The 18267-nt window shown below is 67.9% G+C and carries 23 protein-coding genes; 12 read left to right on the plus strand and 11 right to left on the minus strand.

What is annotated here, in order from left to right:
• Nucleotides 1–20 precede the first annotated feature (20 nt).
• Genes KYC_RS13115 through KYC_RS13125 form a run of 3 tightly spaced genes read left to right on the plus strand, consistent with a single transcriptional unit; the run spans nt 21 to nt 3403 of the window.
• Entirely contained in the window at nt 21–1856 is a 1836-nt protein-coding gene (locus KYC_RS13115; RefSeq protein WP_008162894.1) for a gamma-glutamyltransferase family protein, read from the plus strand.
• Nucleotides 1857–1910: 54 nt separating this feature from the next.
• Nucleotides 1911–2885 (plus strand): Bug family tripartite tricarboxylate transporter substrate binding protein, encoded by a 975-nt coding sequence (locus tag KYC_RS13120; RefSeq protein WP_008162896.1) that lies wholly within the window; start codon nt 1911–1913, stop codon nt 2883–2885.
• Nucleotides 2882–3403, plus strand: a complete 522-nt coding sequence (locus KYC_RS13125) for a GAF domain-containing protein (RefSeq protein WP_008162897.1) — start codon at nt 2882–2884, stop codon at nt 3401–3403. Before KYC_RS13120 ends, KYC_RS13125 begins: the two co-directional genes overlap by 4 nt.
• Before the next feature lie 37 nt (nt 3404–3440).
• Here KYC_RS13125 and phnE read toward each other — a convergent pair whose 3' ends face one another.
• The 3 genes from phnE to phnC all read right to left on the minus strand — a co-directional run bounded on the left by phnE (nt 3441) and on the right by phnC (nt 6171).
• Nucleotides 3441–4235 (minus strand): phosphonate ABC transporter, permease protein PhnE, encoded by a 795-nt coding sequence (phnE, locus tag KYC_RS13130; RefSeq protein WP_008162899.1) that lies wholly within the window; start codon nt 4233–4235, stop codon nt 3441–3443.
• A 77-nt stretch (nt 4236–4312) separates the two neighbouring features.
• Nucleotides 4313–5296 carry a phosphonate ABC transporter substrate-binding protein gene (gene phnD / locus KYC_RS13135; RefSeq protein WP_008162901.1) on the minus strand — a complete coding sequence of 328 codons (984 nt, stop codon included), beginning with the start codon at nt 5294–5296 and terminating at the stop codon, nt 4313–4315.
• A 32-nt stretch (nt 5297–5328) separates the two neighbouring features.
• Nucleotides 5329–6171 (minus strand): phosphonate ABC transporter ATP-binding protein, encoded by an 843-nt coding sequence (gene phnC / locus KYC_RS13140; RefSeq protein WP_008162904.1) that lies wholly within the window; start codon nt 6169–6171, stop codon nt 5329–5331.
• 195 nt (nt 6172–6366) lie between these two features.
• Here phnC and KYC_RS13145 point away from each other — a divergent pair, with 195 nt between their 5' ends.
• From KYC_RS13145 to KYC_RS13160, 4 genes are all read left to right on the plus strand, one after another.
• Nucleotides 6367–6819: a GFA family protein gene (locus KYC_RS13145; protein WP_043518341.1), complete on the plus strand. Its 453-nt coding sequence runs from the start codon at nt 6367–6369 to the stop codon at nt 6817–6819.
• A 37-nt stretch (nt 6820–6856) separates the two neighbouring features.
• Nucleotides 6857–7396: an SRPBCC family protein gene (locus KYC_RS13150; RefSeq protein ID WP_008162908.1), complete on the plus strand. Its 540-nt coding sequence runs from the start codon at nt 6857–6859 to the stop codon at nt 7394–7396.
• Between the two features lie 515 nt (nt 7397–7911).
• Nucleotides 7912–8175: a translation initiation factor IF-1 gene (infA, locus tag KYC_RS13155; protein ID WP_008162910.1), complete on the plus strand. Its 264-nt coding sequence runs from the start codon at nt 7912–7914 to the stop codon at nt 8173–8175.
• Between the two features lie 153 nt (nt 8176–8328).
• Nucleotides 8329–8616 (plus strand): hypothetical protein, encoded by a 288-nt coding sequence (locus KYC_RS13160; protein WP_008162912.1) that lies wholly within the window; start codon nt 8329–8331, stop codon nt 8614–8616.
• Nucleotides 8617–8631: 15 nt separating this feature from the next.
• On the opposite strand, the gene KYC_RS13165 is transcribed toward KYC_RS13160, so the two are convergent.
• The 3 genes from KYC_RS13165 to mog all read right to left on the minus strand — a co-directional run bounded on the left by KYC_RS13165 (nt 8632) and on the right by mog (nt 10566).
• A complete protein-coding gene (locus KYC_RS13165) occupies nt 8632–9498 on the minus strand; it encodes a peptidoglycan DD-metalloendopeptidase family protein (protein WP_008162914.1) in 867 nt (288 codons plus the stop codon).
• A 5-nt stretch (nt 9499–9503) separates the two neighbouring features.
• The gene (locus tag KYC_RS13170; protein WP_008162917.1) at nt 9504–9842 is read right to left on the minus strand and encodes a hypothetical protein; all 339 of its coding nucleotides are present in this window, start codon (nt 9840–9842) and stop codon (nt 9504–9506) included.
• Between the two features lie 91 nt (nt 9843–9933).
• Nucleotides 9934–10566 carry a molybdopterin adenylyltransferase gene (mog, locus tag KYC_RS13175; protein ID WP_008162919.1) on the minus strand — a complete coding sequence of 211 codons (633 nt, stop codon included), beginning with the start codon at nt 10564–10566 and terminating at the stop codon, nt 9934–9936.
• Between the two features lie 278 nt (nt 10567–10844).
• On the opposite strand from mog, the gene KYC_RS13180 reads away from it, so the two are divergent.
• The 4 genes from KYC_RS13180 to KYC_RS13190 all read left to right on the plus strand — a co-directional run bounded on the left by KYC_RS13180 (nt 10845) and on the right by KYC_RS13190 (nt 14430).
• Complete coding sequence (locus tag KYC_RS13180) at nt 10845–11969, plus strand: D-alanyl-lipoteichoic acid biosynthesis protein DltD (protein WP_008162921.1); 1125 nt, start codon at nt 10845–10847, stop codon at nt 11967–11969.
• On the plus strand, nt 11966–12091 hold the full coding sequence (locus KYC_RS30050) for a hypothetical protein (RefSeq protein WP_008162923.1): 126 nt from the start codon (nt 11966–11968) through the stop codon (nt 12089–12091). Before KYC_RS13180 ends, KYC_RS30050 begins: the two co-directional genes overlap by 4 nt.
• Before the next feature lie 109 nt (nt 12092–12200).
• Nucleotides 12201–13676 (plus strand): inorganic phosphate transporter, encoded by a 1476-nt coding sequence (locus KYC_RS13185; protein ID WP_008162925.1) that lies wholly within the window; start codon nt 12201–12203, stop codon nt 13674–13676.
• 97 nt (nt 13677–13773) lie between these two features.
• Entirely contained in the window at nt 13774–14430 is a 657-nt protein-coding gene (locus KYC_RS13190) for a DsbA family protein (RefSeq protein ID WP_008162927.1), read from the plus strand.
• A gap of 19 nt (nt 14431–14449) precedes the next feature.
• Here the strand turns inward: KYC_RS13190 and KYC_RS13195 are convergent, their stop codons facing one another.
• From KYC_RS13195 to KYC_RS13215, 5 genes are all read right to left on the minus strand, one after another.
• Nucleotides 14450–15061 carry a glutathione S-transferase family protein gene (locus KYC_RS13195; protein WP_008162930.1) on the minus strand — a complete coding sequence of 204 codons (612 nt, stop codon included), beginning with the start codon at nt 15059–15061 and terminating at the stop codon, nt 14450–14452.
• A gap of 43 nt (nt 15062–15104) precedes the next feature.
• On the minus strand, nt 15105–15452 hold the full coding sequence (locus KYC_RS13200; RefSeq protein ID WP_008162931.1) for an AzlD domain-containing protein: 348 nt from the start codon (nt 15450–15452) through the stop codon (nt 15105–15107).
• Nucleotides 15449–16162, minus strand: a complete 714-nt coding sequence (locus tag KYC_RS13205; RefSeq protein WP_008162934.1) for an AzlC family ABC transporter permease — start codon at nt 16160–16162, stop codon at nt 15449–15451. The genes KYC_RS13200 and KYC_RS13205 overlap by 4 nt, the downstream gene beginning before the upstream one ends.
• Before the next feature lie 61 nt (nt 16163–16223).
• Complete coding sequence (locus tag KYC_RS13210) at nt 16224–16544, minus strand: chaperone modulator CbpM (RefSeq protein ID WP_008162936.1); 321 nt, start codon at nt 16542–16544, stop codon at nt 16224–16226.
• 2 nt (nt 16545–16546) lie between these two features.
• Nucleotides 16547–17488 carry a DnaJ C-terminal domain-containing protein gene (locus KYC_RS13215; RefSeq protein ID WP_008162938.1) on the minus strand — a complete coding sequence of 314 codons (942 nt, stop codon included), beginning with the start codon at nt 17486–17488 and terminating at the stop codon, nt 16547–16549.
• 230 nt (nt 17489–17718) lie between these two features.
• Between KYC_RS13215 and KYC_RS13220 the strand changes: the two genes are divergently transcribed.
• The gene (locus KYC_RS13220; RefSeq protein ID WP_008162940.1) at nt 17719–18204 is read left to right on the plus strand and encodes a GNAT family N-acetyltransferase; all 486 of its coding nucleotides are present in this window, start codon (nt 17719–17721) and stop codon (nt 18202–18204) included.
• Nucleotides 18205–18267 lie beyond the last annotated feature (63 nt).

The raw sequence follows: 18267 nt of genomic DNA on the forward strand, positions 1-18267 counted from the left end.
CCGCCGCCCGGACCCGCCCCATGAGCCCCTCTTTCACCACCCGCCCCGAAATACGCGGCACGTACGGCGTGGTTTCGTCCACGCACTGGCTGGCGTCGCAAGTCGCCATGGGCGTGCTGGAGCGCGGCGGCAACGCCTACGACGCGGCCGTGGCCGGCGGCTTCACGCTGCAGATCGTCGAACCGCACCTGAACGGCCCTGGCGGCGAAGTGCCCATCCTGTTCTGGAGCGAACGCGAGCAGCGCATGCGCGCGCTATGCGGCCAGGGCCCCGCCCCCGCGCTGGCCACGCCCGCCTACTTCCGCGGAATGGGCCTGGACCTGGTGCCCGGCATCGGTCTGCTGCCCGCGACCGTGCCCGGCGCGTTCGGCGCCTGGCTCACCCTGCTGCGCGACTACGGCACATGGGAACTGGCCGACGTGCTGCGCCCGGCCATCGACTACGCGCGCAACGGCTTTCCGCTGGTGCCGCGCATCTCGCAGGCCATTCTGGCCGTGCAGGCGCTGTTCCGCGACGAATGGACGAGTTCCGGCGACGTCTGGCTGCCCGGCGGCCGCGTGCCCGCCCCCGACGCCCTGTTCCGCACGCCGGCCATCGCGGCCACGTACACGCGCATCCTGGACGAGGCGCACGCCGCCAGCACCGACCGGCACGGCCGCATCGACGCGGCGCTGGACGTCTGGTACCGCGGCTTCGTCGCCGACGAGATCGACGCCTATTACACGAACACGGCGGCGCTGGACACCACCGGCCAGCGCAATCGCGGCCTGCTGCGCAAGTCCGACCTGGCCGACTGGCGCGCCGTCTACGACGAACCGCTCACCACCCAATACGGCCGCTACACCGTGGCCAAATGCGGCGTCTGGTCGCAGGGCCCGGTCCACCTGCAGCAGCTGGCGATGCTGCGGCACCTGGACGTCGGCGCACTGGACCCGCTGTCGCCGGAATTCGTGCATCGCGTGGCCGAGGCGGCCAAGCTGGCGTTCGCGGACCGCGCCGCCTGGTACGGCGACCCTGACTTCGCAGAGGTGCCGCTGGCGGCGCTGCTCAGCGACGACTACGCGCGCCTGCGCGCCGCCGGCATCGGCGACCGCGCTTCGACGGCGCTGCAGCCCGGCAGCCCGGCCGGCCAAGCGCCGCGCCTGCCCGACCTGGACGCTGCGGTCCGCACCCTGGCCGCATCGGACACCCGCTACGGCGTGGGCGAGCCGACCTTCGCGGCGCTGCCTCCCGTCACCGAATGGGCTTCCCGCGAGCTCTTCGTGGGCGACACCTGCCAGATCGACGTCATCGACCGCGACGGCAACATGGTCGCGGCCACGCCTTCGGGCGGCTGGCTGTCGTCCAGCCCGGTTGTGCCCGCGCTGGGCTTTTCCCTCACGACCCGCCTGCAGATGACCTGGCTGGACGAGGGCGTGCCCGGCCAGCTGCGGCCCGGCAAGCGCCCTTGCACCACCCTGTCGCCCGGCCTGGCGCTGCGCGACGGACTGCCGTACATGGCCTTCGGCACGCCGGGCGGGGACCAGCAGGACCAATGGACCGTGGCGTTTTTCCTGCGCCACGCGATGGGCATGAACCTGCAGGAAGCGATCGAGGCGCCGTCCTGGCATATCGACCACTTCCCGGGTTCGTTCTGGCCGAGGTCGCAGACGCTGAACCGATTGACGGTGGAAGCGCGCATGCCCGCCGCCACGCTCGACGCGCTGCGCGCGGCCGGCCACGACGTCAAGGTCGGGCCGGACTGGTCCGAAGGCCGCATCAGCGCCTGCACGCGCGAACCCGCCGCGGGCGGCGGCCTGCTGCTCCGCGCGGGGGCCAATCCCCGCGGCATGCAGGGCTATGCCGTCGGCCGCTGAACCTGTTTTTTTCGACCGGCGCACAGACCGGAAACCAAGCAAGGGGTAAACACCATGAAACTGCCATTCCAACGACTGCTGAGCGCCTTCGCGCTGGGCCTGGCCCTGGCCGCGCCGACCGTCTCGCAAGCGGCCTGGCCCGAAAAGCCCATCACCCTGATCGTGCCGTGGGCCGCGGGCGGATCGACCGACATCCTGGCGCGCGTGCTGTCCGAAGGGCTGACCCAGTCGCTGGGCCAGCCGGTCATCGTGGAGAACCGTTCGGGCGCGTCCGGCAACATCGGCACGACTTTCGTCGCCCGCGCCAAGCCGGACGGCTACACGCTGCTGGTGGGCTCGATGAGCACCCACACGATGAACCAGGCGCTGTACTCCAACATGCCGTTCGATGGCGTGAAGGACTTCACGCCCATCGCCGAACTGGCGCTCGTCACCAACACCATGGTGGTGCACCCGTCCGTGCCGGCGTCGAACCTGAAGGAATTCATTGCTTACGTGAAGGCCAATCCCGACGCCGTGGCCTATGCCTCCGCGGGCCAGGGCTCCACCAACCATCTCAGCGCCGCGCTGTTCGAGAAGGCCGCCGGCGTGAAGATGATGCACATCCCCTACCGCGGCGGCGCGCCGGCGGTGCTGGACACCGTGGCGGGCCGCACGCAAGTGCTGTTCAGCGCCGGCACGCAGACGTTGCCGCACGTGCAGACGAACAAGCTCAAGCTGCTGGCCGTGACCGAGGACGCCCGTTCGCCGTTCCTGCCGGACGTGCCCACCGTGGCTGAAACGCTGCCCGGCTACGAGCTGGCGGTCTGGTACGGCGCGTTCGGCCCGGCCGGCATGCCGCCCGAACTGACGGCCAGACTGAACCGCGAGATCAACCTGATCCTCAAGCGTCCCGAAGTGATCAAGAAGATGGCCGACATGGGCGTGCTGTTGACCGAGACCACGCCGGATCAGTTCGGCCAGATCCTGGCGCGCGATGCCGACAAGTACGGCAAACTGATCAAAGAACTGGGAATCACCGCGGAATGACGGACGCCAACAGCGCCTCTCGGCGCGCGGACACTGCGCTTGCGGGTGTCGCCGCGATCGCCCGGGCTTACGCCGGCGCGGACGCGGGCGCCGCCTTCCAGGCGATCGACGACTACGCGCGCCTCAGCCTGGCGCACGCCCTGTGCACGGTCAATCGTTTCGACGCCCAGTCCATGCGCGTGGTGCGCCTGTACAGCTCGAACCCCCAGGCCTACCCGCCCGGGGGCAGCAAAGACAAGAGCGGCACGGCCTGGGGCCGCCATGTCCTGCTGGAGCAGCAGGTATTCGTGGGAGAAGGCGAGGACGCGATCCGCGAATTCTTCAACGATCACGACGCGATCCGGGACCTGGGCCTGCAATCCGTCATCAACGTTCCGGTGGTGTACGGCGGCGCCTGCCTGGGCACCGTCAATTTCCTGATGCCGCGCCCGGCGCTGTCGGACGCCGACGTCCACGCCGCGCGCCTGGCGGGCCTGCTGGCCCTGCCGGCGTTCCAGGCGCTGCGCCTGGAACCATAAGGGAAAAGGCGCCGGGGCCCGCGCGGGCCCCGCGCCCTTAGATCAGCGCACTGCGGATCCGCGCCGACGCCATGTCGATCACCACCACGAACGCCACAATGATGATCATGACCGCGCAGGTCTCGGCATAACGGAAGCTGCGGATGATTTCCCACAGCACGGTGCCGATGCCGCCGGCGCCCACGATGCCCACCACCGACGCCGACCGCACATTCGATTCAAAGCGGTACAGCGAATACGAAATCCACAGCGGCAGCACCTGCGGAATCACGCCGTAGACGATTTCCTCGAGCGCATTCGCGCCGGTGGCGCGTACGCCCTCCACGGGCCGCGGGTCGATGGCTTCGACCGCTTCCGAGAACAGCTTGGCCAGGACGCCCGTCGTATGGACCCACAGGGCCAGCACGCCTGCGAACGGCCCCAGTCCCACCGCGACGATGAACAGCATCGCGAAGACCATTTCATTGATGGCGCGGCACGCGTCCATCAGGCGCCGCATCGGCTGATAGACCCAGGCGGGCACCATGTTCGACGAACACATCAGGCCCAGCGGCACGGCCACCACGATGGCCAGGAATGTGCCCCATACGGCGATCTGCACCGTGACGATCATCTCGTCCAGATACATGCGCCAGTCGCGGAAATTCGGCGGGAAGAAATCGGCGGCAAACTGCGCCATGTTGCCGGAGTCGCGCAGCAGGTCCAGCGGACGCATGTCGGCGCCCCGCCACGACATGACAAGTAGCGCCAGCACGACGGCCCAGACTAGAAGGACCGGCAGCGACGAGCGCGGCGCGGCGGGCAGGCGGGAAGAATGCGTGGCCAGGTTCATTGGGGGTGGGAGTCCGCTCGGGGTATGCGTGGAAAGGACGCCGGCGCGCCCGCGGGCGCGCCGGCTCAGGGTAGTGCTTATTGCTTGGCCGCGGCCGGCTGGCCCAGGCTGGCCAGCTTGCCATCCAGTTCGGCCAGCTGCTTCTGCTTTTCAGCCTGACCCAGCGTCGCGTCAGCCTCGACCTTGGCCTTTTCGCGAGCCAGTTCGATCTGGCGGATGGGCACGAGCTGCTGGTTGTCCGACGCGCGGAAGCCCTTGTAGGTCAGCGCCTTCAGATTGGCCAGTTCGCGCTCGGCGTCCTTGCCCTTGCCGTAATTGATGAAGAAGTCGCGGATCTTGGTCTTCAGGTCGGCCGGCAGGTCGCTGCGCACCACCAGCGGATCGGCGGGAATCAGCGGCGACTTCCACAGCACGCGCACGCTGTCGTTGGCGTCCTTGCCGGTGTTCAGGCGATAGCGCTCCAGCGCCTCGGTGTTGTTGACGGCCACGTCCACCTGCTTGTTGATGACCGACAGCAGGTTGGCTTCGTGATTGCTGGCGCGCACCGTCTTGAAGAAGGTCTTGGGCTCGATCTTGTTGGCGGCCCACAGGTAGTAGCCGGGCACCGCGGTGCCGGACGTGGAGTTCGGATCACCCGCGCCGTAGCTCAGCTTGGCGCCATTCTTCAGGACGTCGTCCAGCGTCTTCAGGTTGCTGTCCTTGTTGACGATGAGCAGCGACCAATAGCCCGGGTTGCCGTCCTTGTCGATAACCGACGCGAACACCTCGCCCTTGGCGCGGTCGACGGCCTCGATGGCCGACTTGTTGCCGAACCAGCCCATCTGCACCTTGTTGAAGCGCATGCCCTCGATGATGCCCGCGTAGTCCGAGGCGAAGAACGGCTTGACCGGCACGCCGATGGCGCGGCTCAGGTCGTCGATGACGGGCTGCCAGACCGACTTCAGGTTGGTCGACGACTCCGTCGAGATGATGCCGAAATTCAGCGTCTTGGCGTCCTGCGCGTAGGCCTGCGTGGCCAGCGCCGCCGTGGCGATCAGGGTGAAGAAAGTTCTGCGTAGCATGGAGGGCTCCGGGAAAGGTGGGGGCCAGGGTTTCAGGCGGCTTGCGCCAGTCGGGAAAGTCGCGCCGCAGCCGGCATGGCCGGCGCCTGCGGCGCGTATTCGGGAAGCAGTTCGTTCAGCTCGGATCCGTACAGGCTGCTCAGCATCGCGGGCGTCAGGTCCGCGGACGGGCCGTCGTAGACCACCTTGCCCTGCCGCAGCGCGACCACGCGCGGGCAGTAGCGCAGCGCCACGTCCACCTGGTGCAGCGACACCACGACCGCCACCTTGCGGCTGCGGTTAATGTGCGCCAGCGTGTCCATCACGCGGCGCGAGGACTCGGGGTCGAGCGAGGCGATCGGCTCGTCGGCCAGGATGACGCGCGCGTTCTGCACCAGGGTGCGGGCAATCGCGGCGCGCTGCTGCTGGCCGCCCGACAGGGTGGAGGCGCGCTGAAATGCATAGTCGTCTATACCAACCTGGGCAAGAGCGTCCAGGCCCTGGCGCACTTCGTCGCGCAGGAACCAGCGGGTCAGGCTGCGCCACAGGGGCACCCGCGGCAGCATGCCGGTCAGGACATTGGTAATGACGGGCAGGCGGCCCACCAGATTGAACTGCTGGAACACGAAGCCGATGCCGGCCCGCGCGCCCCGCACGTCGCGGCTCAGGCGGCCATTGCGCTGGATTAGCCGGCCATTGACCGTGACGCTGCCGCTGCCCGCGTCGCCGGCCACGAAACCGGCCAGGTGGCGCAGCAGGGTCGACTTGCCGGAACCCGAAGCGCCCAGCAGCGCGACCATCTCGCCATCGGCCACCTGCAGGTTGACGCCGTCCAGCGCCCGCGCGCCGGCCTGGAATGACTTGCTGAGTCCTTGAACTTCGATGGCGTTCGTCATCGCCAGATCCCCTTGGATGTGTTCATGGGCGCATTCTGTTTACGCGGCATGACAGCAAGATGACCTGAAAATCAAAACATTTGGCGTAAATTGGGGACGCCGGAACGAACTGAAAGACGTCTGTCACAAAACCCGGTTCGCACGCGCTGCGGCGCAGGTATATTGAAGTTGTTCCCCACTCGCTTGGCGCTCATCATGATCAAAGGTTCCTGCCTGTGCGGCCGGGTTGCGTACGAGATCAACGGTCCGCTCACCAACGCCCTCAACTGCCACTGCGTCATGTGCCGCAAGTCGCACGGCGCCGCCTTCCGCAGCCGCGCCACCGTCCAGGCCAAGGACTTCGCCTGGACCCAGGGAGAAAACCACGTCACCTGGTATTCCTCGTCGCCCGGCAGCTACCGCGGTTTTTGCGAGGCCTGCGGCACGCCCCTGCTCAGCCGCTTCGACCAGACGCCCGATGTCTACGGCCTGCCGCTGGGCGCCCTGGACGACGATCCGGGCGTCAAGCCCGAGGCGCACTGCCACGTTTCCAGCAAGGCGCCGTGGTTCGACATCACGGACGACCTGCCGCAGCATCCAGGCCCCATCGACGAGCCCCCCGACCACCAGGCGCAGATATCCCACCTGACCTTTTCGCACGGACGATGAGGGCAGGCCCGGCTCGCGCCTCCCACAGGAGATTGATATGAACGACCACGGCGTCGTACTGGACCCCGCCACCCTGCGCTTCACACGCGAGCTGCCCGCCAGCGTCCCGCAGGTCTGGACCTGGCTGACCGAATCCGAAAAGCGCGGCCGGTGGCTGGCGTCGGGCGACATGGAATTGGTCGAAGGCGGCGGGGTCACCCTGAGATTCCTGCACACGGACCTGTCGTCCGTGCGGGAACCCACGCCCGAGGCCTACAAGCCCTACGAAGACGGCGTCACGACCCAGGGCCTGATCACCCGCTGCGAGCCGCCGCATTTGCTGGCCTACACCTGGGGCGGCTCTGCGGGTTCGCCGTCCGAAGTCACGTTTGAACTGTCCCCGCTAGATGAAGGGACTCTGCTCGTGCTCACGCACCGCAAGCTCGCCAGCCGTGCCGACATGATCGACGTAGCCGGCGGCTGGCACACCCACCTGAACGTGCTGGCCGCCAGGCTGGCCGGGCGCGAACCTGGCCCGTTCTGGTCGGCCATTGCGGCCCGGGAAGCCGAATACCAGGCGCGCATCCCCCGCTCCTAAAGTCGTTCAAGCGCAACTATCACGGGATGGCCGGGCATAAAAACTGGCTAATCGGCCCGCTTTGCAGTAACATAAGCCCGTGATTTTTCCGCAAAAACCGGGCTTCGGTCACTCTGCGTGCCAACCTGTAGCGCCAGCGGGACGGCGCTAATGGAAGCGCGCCAGCTACGCCAACTGCATCCGGTTTTTCTTGGGCGAACCCCACCACTGCCAATCGCGCCGCCGCAACCCTCGCGGCGCAAGGCATTGCAGCAGACGCTCCAACCCGCTTCTTCCGGCAACGTGCGCAAAACGCCGCTGCCGCGACCAAGGCGCGCCCCGCGCGCACTTACCCTCGGGGCGCGAGTATCCGCCATTTCAGACATCCGCTGGATGCCGTGGCCCATACCCGCGCTTGCCCGGACGTTTTTACGTTCAAACCGCTGGACCTGGTTATCTGTGTCCAACGCGCGTGCCGCCTTGAGCGGCGCGCCATGCCGCCGGCATGGCTGCGCGTATTGATCAAGGAGTAGAGAATGGCTAAAGAAGAACTCATCGAACTGGATGGCATCGTTGACGAAGTGCTGCCCGATAGCCGCTACCGCGTTAAGCTGGACAACGGCATCGAAGTCGGCGCCTACGCCTCCGGCCGCATCCGCAAGCACCGCATCCGCATCCTGGCGGGCGATCGCGTGACCCTGGAAATGTCTCCGTACGACCTGACCAAGGGCCGGATCAACTTCCGCCACAAGGACGAGCGCGCCCCCGCGCCGCAGCGTCCGCAGCAATACCGCCGTTAAGCCGGGCTGCCGGCCCGGCGCCGGCTCCCCAGCCCTGCAGCCCGCGAATCTTAAGCCGGTGACGCGAACTGCCGTAATGCGTGGAACGCCCGTTCATGAAAGAATGGCGGTCCCCGCCTGGCGCGACGCCGGGCCGGATACGCACGAAGCACGATGGATCTGAAAGAAGAATTGCAAGCCGCCGCAGACCAGCTTGCCCTGGCGCGAAAACGATTCGTGAGGGGCGAGGATGGACTGCGCCTGCTGCGCCAGTCGCGCGAGGCCTTCATCAACAGCCTGCGCAACACCGGCCTGACCTACGCCGAAGCCAAGACCAAGTACGACAACTGCCTGGACGACCAGGAAGCCGGGCATCTGCACGTCCGGCAACAGATGGAGTATGCCGAACGCATGCACCAGTTCGTGCTGAACCGGATCGCGCTGCAGGCCGCGCAGGCCTGAAGCGCCTCCCGCGTATCAGGGCTTGAACGCCCCGATGAAGATGGCCGGATCGACGCGCGCGTCGTTCAGGCTGACATTCCAGTGCAGATGCGGGCCGGTCGCCCGCCCCGTTGCCCCCACCTTGCCCACCACGCCGCCACGCGGCACCTCGTCGCCGACTTTCACGTCGATGGCGGACATGTGGCAGAACATGCTGACGAAGCCCTGGCCATGGTCCAGGAACACCGTCTTGCCATTGAAGAAGTAATCTCCCACCAGCACGACCACGCCGGCAGCCGGCGCCTTGATGGGCGTCCCCGCCGGCACGGCGAAGTCCAGCCCCGAATGGGGGTTGCGCTCTTGGCCGTTGAAAAAGCGGCGCAGGCCGAACGGGCTGGACAGGCGGCCGCCATTGACCGGCCGGTCCAGCAGCAGATTGCTGGGCGTGACGCCCGCCCGGTAGCCGCGGTTGGCCGCGCTCTGCTCGGCCATCTCGCGTTCGATGCGCTTCATGTCGTCCGGATTGGGATCGACCTGGCGCGGGTTTTTCAACGTAATGTGCTGCGCCACGTACTTCTTGGAGCCGACCGTGAACGCGACCTTGCGCGGGCCCTTCGCGTCCTTGACGTCGATCTGTTGCTGGCCGGGCTTCACGCTGAGCGGGATGCCGACCACCGCGATCCACTGCCTGCCCTCTTCGCGCACGACCAGCACGCGGCGGTTCAGGTAGCTGACTTCGGGCGCGCGGTCGCCGTCGCCCAGCGCCAGCACCGCCACGCCGCCCGGCACCCGGGCATCAAGCTTGCGGCTGATATAGCCTTCCTGCTGCGCGCGCGCCGGCCAGCCCAGGCAGACGGCGGCTGCGGCCAGGCCAGCCCGCAGGATGTCGCGGCGTTCAATCATGGCGCTTACAGGCACAGGTTGGCGGGTTCGATCATGCTCTGGTCGCGTCGGGCGATCCGCGTGGACAGGCGCACCTCTGTCTTGCCCTTCCAGTGGATGGTCGACAGCACGGCCTCGACGCCCAGGCTGTCTTCCTGGACCAGTTCAAAGCCATTGCGCACCGCAGTCTGCTTGAAATTGACGCCCTGGGCCTTCCAGGCGTCGGCCACGCACTGCGTGTAGTCCTCGGCCGTGCGCTGGGTGGAGCCATAGAAGACGGGATCACGATCGCGCACATCTTTGACGTTGGCGCAGGCGGACAGGGCGGCCAGGACGGCGAGGGACAGGACGATGCGAACCTTCATGACTATTGGACTCTACTCGGGCTAGGGGATGGATCGGGGCGGCCAACTATAACGCACGGCCCCGGCGGGCCCGTGTGCGCGGACGTTGGCCTCAGGCTTGCGGCGCCCGCCGGGCGGACTTGGGACGGAAGGCCGCGATGACCTCCGCGCGGGTTTCGGCGTACGGGCCGCCGATCAGGTCGATGCAATAGGGAATGGCGGCGAAGATGCCCGGCACAAGGACGGCGCCGTCTTCGGCCTTCAGGCCCTCCAGGGTTTCGCGTATGGACTTGGGCTGGCCGGGAAGGTTCACGATCAGGGCGGCATGGCCGTCGGTTTCGCGGATGACCGCCACCTGACGCGACAGGATGGCCGTGGGCACGAAACGCAGGCTGATCTGGCGCATCTGCTCGCCGAAGCCCGGCATTTCCTTGGTGCCGACCGCCAGCGTCGCCTCGGGGGTGACATCGCGCCGCGCGGGCCCCGTGCCTCCGGTGGTCAGGACCAGATCGCAGCCGCACACGTCGACCAGTTCGATCAGGGTGTCGGAGATGCCGGCGGCCTCGTCAGGAATCAGCCGGTCCACCGCCTGCCAGGGTGAAGCCAGCGCGCCGCCCAGCCATTCTCGTAGTGCGGGCAGCCCCTGGTCCTGGTAGGCGCCGGTGGAGGCGCGGTCGGATACAGACACCAGCCCCACGATCAATTCATCGGGGTGGCTGCGGACGATACGGGTAGGCACGGTCATGGGCGGCGTAGGGCAATTCAGCGGTGGGACGCCGCGGACAGCGGCGCGGGTTGCGGTCAATCCTGGAAATCCAGAAGCGGCGCGCGACAACGATGCTATCGCATTCTCCGCCCGGAGGCCGGCCGGCCCTGTCGGCACGCCCGGCCTCCCGGGTGTGGCAAAAAGGCGAATCGGCGCGCCTACCAGGGTTTACAGCGCTTGTCCCTGTCATGGACGCTGGATAACATCCGCTAACAATCGCGGCCTTTGCCCAGGCCGCCGCGCTTTTTCGGATTCCCATGTTCAAACGCACTCTCCGGCAGCACGCCCTGGCTGCGGCGCTGACCCTGTCCGCGGCCGTAGCGGCCGGCTGGGGAGCCCTGCACGCGCTCGCGCTGAAAACCGAGCCGGTGCCGGCCGCCGCGCCCGGCATCTACATCCCCAACCTGGGCAATACGCTGGACGAGCAGACGCGCAACCTGTCGCGGCTCAGCCAGGCGCTGCGCACCGGAGACCGGCTGGTGATCCTGGGGTCTTCGGAACTGACCAGCAACGACCTGCGCTTCGTGCCCTACCGCTATCTGGCCGACGAACTGCAGATGCCCGTGCTGGCCTACGGCCATTCGGGCTTCCAGTCGCTGGGCATGCAACTGGTGCTGGCGGCGCTGGCCGACGACCTGTCGCCGGCCTCGCGCGTGGTCGTGATGCTGTCGCCGGGCTGGTTCGACGGCGACGGCGGACTGGGCCCGGACGAATTCAAGGAACACGCCAATCCGCTCCTGCCCCGCCTGCTGCGGCAGCCCGAAGGCCGGGCGCAGATGGCCCGCTGGCTGGACGACAAGGGCGACGCCGGCGTGCTGTGGTCCATGGCGGCCGAACAGGCCTACGTATTCCGCCAGCGCCTGGCCGGGCTCTGGTCGCCGGCTCATGCCGCGCCCGCCCCCGAGCCGGAACGCCAGGGTCCCGCAGCGGCGGCCCGCGTGGTGGACTGGGACGCCCTGGCGGGCGAGGCCCAGGCGGCCGAGCAATCGCAAATGACCGGCAACCGCTACGCCGTGCGCGACGAGTTCTTCAACAAATACCTGCGCGCCATCCCAGAAGGCGGCAAGACCGCCTACCTGCCCCAGCCGCTCACCGGCCGCGACGAACTGCGCGAGCTCACCGCCTTGATGGCCCTGCTGCGCGGGCGCGGCGTCGACGCCCTGTTCGTCATGCAGCCCCTGCATCCCATGGTGTTCAAGGACCTGGACCGCTTCGAGCCGGTCCAGCGCCAGGTCGCCGCGCTGTGCCAGCGCTATGCGATGACCTGCATGGACATGTACGACGCGCCCTTCGAGGTGGGGACGCTGCGCGACGTCCAACACCTGGGCGAACTGGGCTGGCTGCGCGTCAACCAGAAGATTGCCGAGGTATTCCGCCCATGAAAAGAACGCTGTGGCTCTGCCTGCTTTACCTGGGCGTGCTGGCCGTGATGGTGATCCAGGCGGACACGTCCGCCAACCTGGGCAAGCCGATGGAAATCGAGTTCCAGTACTCGAAGTTCTAGACCGCCCTTCCCGGACGCGCCGCATCCCTGCGTAACGGCCGCCTTTCGGGGACAGGTCACAAATCTGCAATAATCGGGGCCTTCTCGCCGGAACCTCGCCCCCGACTCCATGTTCGACCTCTTCCACGGCCTAGACCTTTGGGTTGGCCTCAGTCTTGTGCTGGCCCTGACATTCGTCCTGGCCTTCGAATTCATCAACGGCTTTCACGACACGGCAAACGCCGTCGCGACCGTCATCTACACCAAGGCGATGCCGCCGCACCTGGCGGTGGTGCTGTCGGGCATCTTCAATTTCCTCGGCGTGCTGCTGGGCGGTGTGGGCGTGGCCTACGCCATCGTTCACCTGCTGCCGGTCGAACTGCTGATCAACGTGGACACGGGCCGCGGCCTGGCCATGGTGTTCGCCATGCTGGCGGCGGCCATTGCCTGGAACCTGGGCACCTGGTATTTCGGCATTCCGGCTTCCAGTTCGCACACCCTGATCGGCTCGATCCTCGGCGTGGGCCTGGCCAACGCGATAATCACCGATCTGCCCCTGGGCGAAGGCGTGAACTGGGGCAAGGCCATTGATATCGGCCTGTCGCTGGTGGCCTCGCCCATCGCCGGTTTCGTGGTGGCGGGCGGGCTGCTGCTGGCGCTCAAGCGCTGGCTTCCGCTGTCCAAGATGCACAAGACGCCCGAACAGCGCCGCGCCATCGACAACAAGAAGCACCCGCCCTTCTGGAACCGACTGGTGCTGGTGCTGTCGGCCATGGGCGTGAGCTTCGTGCACGGCTCGAACGACGGCCAGAAAGGGATCGGCCTGATCATGCTGGTGCTGATCGGCATTGTCCCCGCGAACTTCGTCCTGGACACCAACAGCACCACGTACCAGATCGAGCGCACTCGCGACGCGGCCAACCATCTGCTGGTGTTTTACCAGCGCAACGAAGCGATGCTGGGCGACTACCTGGCGCTCAAGCGCACGGACATCCAGGAAGAGCTGCCGGCCAATTTCCGCTGCGATCCGGCCCTGACCGTGCCGACCATCATCGCGCTGCAGACTGACCTGCACGGCGTAAGCAACTACAGCGACCTGTCGGCCGACAAGCGCATCGCGGTGCGACGCTATCTGCTGTGCCTGGACGACACCGCCAAGAAGGTGTCCCGCCTGGAAGGGCTGCCGGCCCGCGAACGCGCCGACCTGCAGCGCCTGCGCGCAGACCTGACTGCCACGACCGAGTACGCCCCCTTCTGGGTGATCGTGGCGGTCGCCCTGGCGCTCGGCGCGGGCACCATGGTCGGCTGGCGCCGCGTGGTGCTGACCGTAGGCGAAAAAATCGGCAAGCAGGGCATGACCTACGCCCAGGGCATGTCGGCGCAACTGACGGCGGTTGGCGCCATCGGCCTGGCCAACGTGTTCAGCCTGCCCGTATCGACCACCCACGTGTTGTCCTCCGGCGTGGCGGGCACGATGATCGCCAACAAGACCGGGCTGCAGGGCAACACCGTGCGCAACATCCTGCTGGCCTGGGTGCTGACCCTGCCCGCGTCGATGCTGCTGGCCGCCGGCCTGTTCTGGATCGGCGTGCAGATCGCGGGCTGACGGCCCGGGCCGTGCGGGCAATCCGCACGGCCGATGCAACACTCTGGCTATCGCGCCGGTCTAGCCCCGCATCCCCGCCGGCGTCTACGATGGCGCCATGGCTACCCGAACCCCCACCCTGCATTACATTTTCGACCCGCTCTGCGGCTGGTGCTACGGCGCCGCGCCGCTGGTGGAGGCCGCGCGCGGCATCCCCGGCCTGCACATCGAGCCCCACGGCGGCGGCATGATGACGGGCAGCAACCGCCAGCCGGTCACGGACGCCCTGCGCCGCTACGTCATGCCGCACGACGAGCGCATCGCCGGGCTGACGGGCCAGGTTTTCGGCCCCGATTATTTCGACGGCCTGCTGCGCGACAGCGGCGCCGTGTTCGATTCCGCGCCGCCCACTACGGCAATTCTTGCCGCGCAGACCCTGGCCGGCCGCGGCCTGGACCTGCTGCGCCGGATCCAGCACGCGCACTACGTGCAGGGCCTGCGCATCGCCGACCCCGCCGTGCTCAAGGATCTGGCCGCCGACATCGGCCTGGACGCCGATGCATACGCCACGGCCTATGCCGACGCCGACGGCGCCCCCACTGCCGCGCATATCGCCGCCAGCCGCAAACTGCTGGCCCAGGTCGGCGGCACGGGCTTCCCCACGCTGGCGCTGGAACGCGACGGCGTCTACGCGCTGCTGGAACCCAGCCGCTATCTCGGCCGGCCCGAGCAATGGCAGGCGCATCTGCGGGAGCGGATCCAGGGCCCGGCCTGACGCCGGGCCGTCCGCGGCCCTAGGACTCTTCGATATCCCCGTCCCGCTGCAGGGCGCGGTGCATGGCCGGGCGGTCGCCCAGACGTTCGACATAGGCGCCGAAAACGGGCGTCTCCGGGATGATCTTCAATTGCATCATGTATTGCAGCGAGCCGCCCAGCACGATGTCCACGGCCGAGAACCTGTCGCCCAGGAAAAACGGCCGCGCCTCCAGCACGCGAGTCAGCACTTGCTCGACCTCGTCGGCCGACGCCCACCCGAGCGCCGGCTGGTGCGGCGTCTTGAAGGCGCGCTCGACCATGGCGGGCTCGAACACCCCGGTGGAATAGGCCAGCCAGGTCAGGTAAGGCCCGCGCTGGCGGTCTCCCACGAGCGGCCCCAGCCCGCCCTGCGGAAAAAGGTCGGTAAGGTACAGCGCGATGGCGGGCGTTTCGAACACGGGCACCCCGTCGTGCACCAGCGCGGGCACTTTGCGGTGGGGGTGTATGTCGATGTAATCCGAGGGGATCGGGCCCGCGCCGTCGCTGCCGTGGATCGACACCATTTCGGTGTCGTAGGGCACACCCAGTTCCTCGAGCAGCCAGAGAATCCGGAACGACCGCGAGCGCGGCGCATGGTAGAGCGTAAGCATGGTCGGCCTCCTTGGGGGTACGACCATTTTGCCTTGCTGGTTGCTACGCCGCCAAGGCCAGCAATATCCCGTATCCCGCCATCCCGAGCAGCACCGCCGCGCCCGTGTTGCTGACGAGGCGCGCCGCCACCCCGGTGACGGCCAGTCCGCCCACGTAGGGCGCGATGCTGGCAGCTTGCTCGCCTGCACCCAGCAGGTCCGGCACGATCACGGCGGCGGCGATCCCCGCCAGCAGCGACGGCCCCAGCGCCGCCAGCGCGGAACCCTCGCGGGAAAGATGGCGCAGCAGGCGGCTGCGCTCGGACAGCATGAAGGGCAGCGCGCGCGTCAGATAGGTGATGACCGCCATGGCGATGACCGCGCCCCAGAATTCCAGTCCGCCGGCGTTCATGCGAGCCTCTTCAAACGATAGGCGGCGCAGCCAATCACGGCGCCGACCAGGATGGCCAGGCTGGTGTGGCCCAGGGCGGCCACCAGGCCCGCGCCCGCCACCGCCGCGACGATGGGCAGGCCCATGCCCCGCCTGGCGCTCTGGCAGACCAGCGCCATGAACAGCGCCGGCAGCGCAAAGCGCATCACCTGGGACAGCATCGGGTAGTGGCGTTCCAGTCCGTCGCCCGCGTACACGCCCACCGCGGTGCCGGCGATCCAGGTCAGCCAGGCGCCCAGACCCAAGGCGATCATCCACCCCTGGCGGCGGCCGGGCTGGACGCTCTGCAGGCGATTGAACGCGGTGGCGAAGACTTCGTCGGTCAAGAGGAACGCGACCTTCAGGCGGTCGTGCAGGGCGGGCGGCAGGAAACGCGACAGAAGCGGCCCGTACAGCAGATGGCGGGCGTTGAGCAGCGAACACAGCGCCACCACCCACAGCCAGGGCGTGCCGGCCTTGATCGAGGCCAGCAGCAGGAACTGGCTGGCGCCGGCATAGACCAGCACCGAGATCAGGACAACCTGCAGCGGACTCAGTCCGGCGGCAACGCCCGCAATGCCGAAGGTCACGGCCACCGGAAAGTAGCCGATCATCACGGGCAGGCAGGATTTCAGTCCGTCGATGCGCGCGCTGCCGGGCAGCGCGGTCGGGGCGGCGTGGGGAGTCTCCAAGGTGCTTTTCGCTTCTTCGTAGTACAGCAGGCGCCCATTCTACCCATCCCCGCTGGCCGCTTCAGGGCTTGTCCGGCGCCCCCAGCGCCCGCAACTGGGCCTTCAGCCGGCGGACCTCCTGGCTGAGGTCCAGGATGAGCGCCACGGCGTCCAGGCCGGCGCCAAAGTCATGCTCCAGGCGGCGCGCGTGCAGCGCGCGCTGCAGGTCCACACTGTAGAACCGCCAGTCCGAAGGACCGCGGCCGCTGGCGTTGACAATGCCGACCTCGACCAGGCGGGCGACCCACTCCACTTCCGCGCCGCAGGCGCGCGCCAGGTCGTCCGTGCTGAGCGGCTGCGCCTTGCCCACGACGGTGGCGCTGGTGATCACAATCTTCTTCATGGTCAGACCCCCAGGTGGCGTCGCGGGTTGAAGGGCAGGTCCTGCTGCAGCTTGCGGTAGGCCGCCTTGGCGGCCTCGCTGTCGGCCGGCGGCAGCACCAGATCCAGCACGAAATACAGGTCTCCGGCCGGATCGCCAGGAATGCCGCGCCCGCGCAGGCGCAGCTTGCGTCCGTTACCCGAACCGGGCGGAATCGAGACCTCGACCGTGCCGCCGGGGGTGGGCGCCTGGACGCTGGCGCCCAGGGCCGCTTCCCATGGCGCCACCGGCAGCGTCATGTAGAGATCGCGGCCTTCGGCGCGGTAGCGCGGATGCGGCTTGAAGCGCACTTCCAGGTACAGATCGCCGTTTTCGGCGCCGCCATAGCCGGGCATGCCCTGCCCGGCCAGGCGGATGTACTGGCCTTCGCGCACGCCTGCCGGGATCTTGACGCTGAGGGTGCGGCTCTGCATGTGCGGACGGCCCTGATCGTCCATCTGCATGGACCGCAGGCTGATATCCCGCGTGGCGCCCTTGAGGGCGTCCTCCAGGTCGACCTCGATGGCCGCGTGGTGGTCTTCGCCGCGCGCGCGGAATTCCTGCTGCCGCGCGCCGTGCCGCTGGGCGCGGCCGCCGAACAGCGACGAGAAGAATTCGCTGAACTGCGCCTCGTCGCCGGGCGCCGCGCCGCGATGGAACTCGAAGCCTTCGTCCCAGCCGGGCGGCGGCTGGAATCCGCCATCGGGCGTTACGCCCGCCGCCAGGTTGTCATAGGCCTGGCGCTTTTCGGCGTCGCGCAGCACGTCGTAGGCTTCGTTGACGTCGCGCATGCGGACCTCGGCGTCGCTTTCCTTGCTGACGTCGGGATGGTATTTGCGGGCGAGCTTGCGGTAGGCCTTCCGGATTTCATCGTCGGACGCGCCCTGCTCCACCCCGAGAATGCTGTAGTAGTCCTTGAACTCCATATGCCAGCTCACCTTAAGGGTTGAGGCCGCACCCGGGGGCAAGCCCGCTCCGGCCTTGAATAGCAAAAAGATAGGGGTTATGGACCGATTTTTCAATGCGCTATGCCGTCATTTGCCCGGCGCGCATAATGTGCGATTACCGCGCATCCGCCCCCCCTGAGCGGCCCGGGCGCCCGACCTGTCCTTTACCCATCGCGGGCCCTGTGCAAGCCCCGCCCCAGGAACTGAACGTGCTGGAAATCATCGACGTCGACTTCAACAACCCCGAACACGGCAGCCAGGTGCTGGCCATGCTGAACGAATACGCCAGCGGCCCCATGGGCGGCAACGCGCCGCTGCCGGCCTATGCGCAGGCGAACCTCATCGCCGAACTGGCCCGGCGCCCCACCGCGCACGCGCTGCTGGCGCGCATCGACGGCGAGGCCGCGGGCGTGGCCGTCTACCTGGAAGGCTTCTCCACCTTTGCCTGCCGGCCGCTGCTCAACCTGCACGACCTGGCCGTGGCCCCGAAATTCCAGGGCCAGGGCGTCGGCGGGCGGCTGCTGGGCGCCCTGGAGGCGCGGGCGCGCCAGATGGGCTGCTGCAAGATCACACTGGAGGTGCTGGAAGGCAATGCGGTAGCCCAGGGGCTGTACCGCAAGCTGGGCTTCGAGGGCTATGCGCTGGACGACGCCACCGGCCGCGCCATGTTCTGGCAGAAAAAGCTGGCCGCCTGAATGGCGTAGTATTGGTGTTTTTGCCCGGGGGCGCGGATACCGCCGGGCCGGCAGATCCACGAC

This window comes from Achromobacter arsenitoxydans SY8, assembly GCF_000236785.1.
Classification (GTDB): domain Bacteria; phylum Pseudomonadota; class Gammaproteobacteria; order Burkholderiales; family Burkholderiaceae_B; genus Achromobacter; species Achromobacter arsenitoxydans.